This window comes from Pirellulales bacterium, from assembly GCA_036490175.1.
In the GTDB taxonomy this organism is placed as follows: Bacteria; Planctomycetota; Planctomycetia; order Pirellulales; family JACPPG01; genus JACPPG01.
This window is the reverse complement of record DASXEJ010000091.1, coordinates 1-4,783: the sequence shown is the minus strand read 5'-3', so window position 1 is coordinate 4,783 and position 4,783 is coordinate 1. Positions and strand designations below refer to the sequence as shown.

Sequence of the window (4,783 nt, the reverse complement as noted above, 5' to 3'; positions counted from 1 at the left end):
GAGCGGGAACCCCGGGGCTGTAAGTGCCGCCACCACCCGGGCCAGCCGCTGCTGGTCGCGCTGCTGCACCGTGTGATGCAGCCAGGCCGCCGTTATGGCGGCCGAAACGGTCAGCGCCACCGCCACGACGCCCACGACGGGGAGCAAAATACGCTGCTGGATCGAACGCCCGGACAAAGTCTCGCCTCCCACCAGGGGGTAAGTCTTCATCCTACGTACCAACCGACGCGGGAACAATGATCCCAAAAGGGCCGGCGCGGCAAAATGCGAAGGCGACAAAGGCCGGCGGCTAGATCACCGCGATCAGTGCCTTCAGCCGGCGAAGGGTTCGCGCATCGACACAGTAGCAAACGCGAGGGCCGTCGACCTCGCCACGAATCAGCCCGGCTTCTTTGAGAATCTTGAGATGCTGCGAGACGGTCGACTGTGCCAGCGGAAACGCGTCGGCGATTTCGCCGCAGACGCAAGACTGCCGGCGGGAAAGCAGCCGCAGAATTTGCACGCGCGCCGGGTGTCCGACCGCCTTCGTCAGTAGCGCCAACTCCTCGTCGGCGGCCGGTCCCTCGACGGGTCGCGTGTCGATCGCGGTGACGTCGGCCTCGCAAAGCTTGTCCTCTTCCGGGCAAGCAGTATCTTTCTTAGCCATTATCGTTATTTTGCGATTTTGTAGCCGGTTGGGGAAGCGGGAGACTCGACCGTTTCAGAGGGCGGCATTTGCTCAAGGATAGCCGCCAGCGGACGCGGCCACAAGAAGCGGCGATGGGCATCAACTGAATAATCTTGGGCATTATGCAGGCCGCTCGCGATTGTCCGTTCGCCTTCCGCGACGATTGCTCGACCGCTAACCCAAATCTAACAGCCGCCAAGGTGCCCTTCCCAGTAAGATCGTCAATCGTCGAATGACGAAATGATTGCCCGTGCTGAGTTTTGTGCCAAAGCTGGCCGCAGCAGCGGCCCGGAGGAAAAGACCCATGTCGCACGCGAGTGGCGTGATACGGTTCGCCGTTCTGACAGTCGGTTTCGGCTTTTTGTTGGGATGCGGAGACACCAGAGTCTCGACGTCGCGTCCGGACCGCGATGTCATCGTCATCCGCGGGGCCGGGTCAACCTTTGCGGCTCCACTCTATCGGCAGTGGGCCGAAGAATACCACGAACTCCATCCGAACGTCTTGCTTGAATACGACGCCGTAGGAAGCGGCGAGGGACAAAAGAGGTTCATGGCCGACGCCGTCGATTTCGGGGGCAGCGACGCTGCCTTGAGCGACGAGCAGATCGCATCGGTCAAGCGCGGCGTGCAGCTCGTCCCCGTGGCGGCCGGCACGGTCGTGATTGCCTACAACCTGGCTGGTGTCCCAAACGGCCTGCGGCTGCCTCGTGACGTTTACGTGGATATCTTCCTCGGCAAGATCACATCGTGGGATGACGCCCGCATTCAAAAGGCGAATCCCAAGATCGATCCCCCGAATGTCCCCATCACACTCGTCGTCCGAACCGAAAGCAGTGGCACGACCTTCGCCTTTACCAATCACTTGTCGGCGATCAGCAAAGCCTGGCGGGACGGGCCAGGAGTGGGCACCGCCGTTCAATGGCCGACGACGCACATCGGTGCCAGAGGAAATGAAGGGGTCGCCGCACACGTCGCGCGTATTCCGGGAGCGATCGGATATTCGGAGTATGGAATCGCCGAACGCGCGAAGCTTGCGATGGCGCAGCTCGAAAACAAAGAGGGCACGTTCGTGATGCCGACTGCCGACAGTGGGCACGCCACTCTGTTGAGCGCAGAGCTTCCCGCGAACCTACGCGCGTTCTTTCCAGATCCGGACGGCAAGCAGTCCTATCCCATCGTGACGTACACCTGGCTCTTGCTTTACCAGCAGTACGCCGATGCGCAAAAGGCAAAGGCCATCAAGGATTTCGTGAAATGGGGTCTTACCCAGGGGCAGCGTTGCAATGAGCCGCTCGGCTATGTCCGTGTCCCGCCGGCGGTCGAGGCAAAAGCCCTGGCAGCCATGCAGCGAATCGGGAATTAGGCCGAAAGAACGCATTCGGAGAAACGCAGTGACCACACGCGTCGGAATCAACGGCTTCGGACGAATGGGGCGGCTGGCGCTGCGCGCCGCCTGGGACTGGCACAATTTTCATTTTGTCCATATCAACGAAGTGAAAGGCGGGGCGACGACCGCCGCGCATTTGCTCGAATACGACTCGGTCCACGGCCGGTGGCCCCGCGCGATCGAGGCGGACGCCGAGGGGATGACCATCGACGGTTACCGGGTCAGCTTTACCGATCGCCCCTCGCCCGGCGAAATCCCCTGGGACGAGCACGAGATTGACATTGTGCTCGAGTGCTCGGGCAAGTTCCTGACGCCCCAGACGCTGCAAGGGCACTTCGACCGCGGGGTGAAAAAAGTCGTTGTCGCCGCGCCGGTGAAGGAAGGTGCAATCAACATCGTGATGGGCTGCAACGATGACCTCTACGACGCCGCTCGTCATCGTATCGTCACGGCCGCGTCATGCACGACGAACTGCCTGGCGCCCGTCGTCAAAGTGCTGCACGAAGAAATCGGCATCCGGCACGGCCTGATCACCACGATGCACGACGTGACGAACACGCAAGTCATTGTCGACGCCCCGCACAAGGATCTGCGCCGTGCTCGCTCGGCGCTGAATTCGCTTATTCCGACCAGCACCGGGTCGGCGACGGCGATCGGCCTGATTTACCCGGAACTGAACGGCAAGCTGAACGGCCTTGCCGTCCGGGTGCCGCTGCTCAATGCCTCGCTCACCGATTGTGTCTTCGAAGTCGAGCGGCCGACCTGCGTGCAGGAGGTCAATGGTTTTTTGCAGCAGTCCGCCGAGGGCCCGCTCAAGGGCATTTTGGGATTTGAATCGAAGCCGCTGGTCTCTGCCGACTTTCTCAACGACACGCGATCGAGCATCGTCGATGGCCCGTCCACGACGGTCGTCGATCAAACTCTCGTCAAGGTGCTCGCCTGGTACGACAACGAAATCGGCTACGCCAACCGGCTGGTCGAACTGGCTGCCCTGGTCGGCAGAAGTCTCGGCTTGGCCGCTGGCCCGTCATCGACCGTTAAAGATGATGGAAAGAAGCCGGCGCTCAAGCGGTAGACGGATAGCAGGTTCGATATTTCTCCGTAGGGAAACGGTTCAATGGATTTGCGCAATTATGCCCTGGTCACGGCATCGTATTGGGGCTTTACGCTCACCGACGGCGCGCTGCGCATGCTGGTGCTGCTGCACTTTCATCAGCTCGGCTACACGCCGGTCAATCTCGCCTTCCTCTTCCTGCTCTACGAGTTCTTCGGCATCCTGACGAATCTGTTCGGGGGCTGGATCGGCTCACGGTTCGGCCTGCGGCTCACGCTGTTCGCCGGGCTCGCCATCCAGGTTGCCGCGCTCGTGATGCTGTCGTTCGTCAGCCCCGCATGGGCGGCGTGGCTCTCGGTCGCCTACGTGATGACGGCCCAGGCCCTCTCGGGCATCGCCAAAGACCTGACCAAGATGAGTTCCAAGAGCGCCATTAAGCTGCTCGTGCCTGAAGGGAACGACTCGGCACTGTTCAAGTGGGTCGCGATTCTCACCGGCTCCAAGAACGCCCTGAAGGGGCTTGGGTTCCTGGTCGGCGGCGTGCTCCTAAGCTGGCTGGGCTTCGCTGGCGCGCTTTGGGCTATGGCGGGGGCGCTTGGCATGGTGCTGGTCGGCTCGGTCCTGAGCCTGAAGCAGGACATGGGCAAGTCGAAGGTGAAGGTCAAGTTCAAGCAGCTTTTCTCGAAGAGCCGCGAAATCAACATGCTGTCGCTTGCCCGGTTCTTTTTGTTTGGCTCGCGCGATGTGTGGTTTGTCGTCGGCCTGCCGATTTTTCTTTACGACGCTTTGGGCTGGAGTTTCAGCGGCGTCGGCGGGTTCATGGCCGCATGGGTAATCGGCTACGGCATGGTCCAAGCCGTTGCGCCGAAGTTTCTCAAACGCGATGCGGACGCAGCGGCGATTGCCAAGGGCGCACAATTCTGGGGGTTCTTGCTGGCCGCGGTTTCCGCCGGCATCGCTGCCGCCCTGCAATTCAACGTCTATCCCACGCTGGCCGTGCTGGGCGGGTTGGCGCTATTCGCCGTCGTGTTTGCGGTCAATTCATCGGTGCATTCGTATCTGATTCTGGCCTATACCGACTCCGACAAAGTGGCCCTGAACGTCGGCTTTTACTATATGGCCAACGCCTGCGGCCGGCTGGTCGGCACGCTGCTGTCCGGCGTGATGTACCTGGCGGCGGGCTTGCCAGGTTGCCTCTGGGTCTCGACGCTGTTTGTGTTGGCAGCGGCAGGACTTACGTTGTTGTTGCCGGTATCAAACCGTCATGCTCTTTCCATGTCGCCCGACGCGATGGCGACTCAGGGGATGGAGTAAGCAGCGCTCGGCGAGCTTTCGGGACGTTGGGAGCCCATGGGCGGCTGTTTTCAGGGCCTCGGGCCCCGACGCCCGCGGTCCCGGTCAACGTCCGGCCCGCCGCCCCCCGGCCCGATCAAGTACCGGCGGGGTGCAAAATGTTTTGCTTCCTGACTGGCCATGAATGACAATAAAGGCCGCACGATCGTTTCAAACCCGTGTTTTCGGCGGAGGTTGTTATGCGGCGCATCGCTTGGTTGGCTGTGTTGGGTTCTTGCCTCTGGGGCCAGACGGCGTTGGCGCAATTGTTCGTGAGCGATCCCTACGCACGCGATCCGAACTCCACGCTCTCGACCTGGCCGGTGCTCTACAAATTGCCGCC

At 61.4% G+C, this 4,783-nt stretch carries 5 protein-coding genes; 3 read left to right on the top strand and 2 right to left on the bottom strand.

Going from position 1 to position 4,783, the window contains the following annotated elements; genetic code table 11:
- Together VGG64_06480 and VGG64_06475 are read right to left on the bottom strand one after the other, a co-directional pair.
- Positions 1–210 (bottom strand): hypothetical protein (locus tag VGG64_06480; GenBank protein ID HEY1599230.1); only part of this gene is annotated, 210 nt, incomplete at its 3' end.
- 79 nt (positions 211–289) lie between these two features.
- Positions 290–646 (bottom strand): metalloregulator ArsR/SmtB family transcription factor, encoded by a 357-nt coding sequence (locus VGG64_06475; protein ID HEY1599229.1) that lies wholly within the window; start codon positions 644–646, stop codon positions 290–292.
- 325 nt (positions 647–971) lie between these two features.
- On the opposite strand from VGG64_06475, the gene pstS reads away from it, so the two are divergent.
- The 3 genes from pstS to arsJ are packed head-to-tail and all read left to right on the top strand — an operon-like array spanning position 972 to position 4,422.
- Positions 972–2,030, top strand: coding sequence for a phosphate ABC transporter substrate-binding protein PstS (pstS, locus tag VGG64_06470; GenBank protein HEY1599228.1), 1,059 nt, complete (start codon positions 972–974; stop codon positions 2,028–2,030).
- Between the two features lie 28 nt (positions 2,031–2,058).
- Positions 2,059–3,129 (top strand): ArsJ-associated glyceraldehyde-3-phosphate dehydrogenase, encoded by a 1,071-nt coding sequence (locus VGG64_06465; GenBank protein HEY1599227.1) that lies wholly within the window; start codon positions 2,059–2,061, stop codon positions 3,127–3,129.
- 42 nt (positions 3,130–3,171) lie between these two features.
- Positions 3,172–4,422, top strand: coding sequence for an organoarsenical effux MFS transporter ArsJ (gene arsJ / locus VGG64_06460; protein ID HEY1599226.1), 1,251 nt, complete (start codon positions 3,172–3,174; stop codon positions 4,420–4,422).
- Positions 4,423–4,783 lie beyond the last annotated feature (361 nt).